We start from the raw sequence: 255 nt of genomic DNA, 5'->3' as shown, positions 1-255 counted from the left end.
TCTGTTGCGGTTTGCCATCGACGGTACCGGGCTTGTTTTTGCAGGAACCGGACATCAATTGGGAACGAACGGCATTGTCGAGACCACGGAAGCCACTGGACTTGTCGATCTTGACGTCTGCCACGGAGCCATCGGCACCGATCAGGACGGACAATTGGACGATACCGGTTTCTTCATTGCGCAGTGAAGCACGCGGGTATTCTGGTTTGCAGCCACCGACGTTGAAGTCAATCACACCAGGAACAACTACCGAAC

Annotated in this window: 1 protein-coding gene; it reads right to left on the bottom strand. The window is 54.5% G+C overall.

Annotated features, from left to right (window positions below):
- A partial coding sequence (locus ACO0LM_RS28825) for an energy transducer TonB (protein ID WP_423042394.1) occupies positions 1 to 255 on the bottom strand: 255 nt, incomplete at both ends.

The organism is Undibacterium sp. Di26W (assembly GCF_049340265.1).
Lineage (GTDB): Bacteria > Pseudomonadota > Gammaproteobacteria > Burkholderiales > Burkholderiaceae_D > Undibacterium.
The sequence above is the reverse complement of the archived record's forward strand: the minus strand, read 5'-3'. Positions and strand labels throughout refer to the sequence as shown.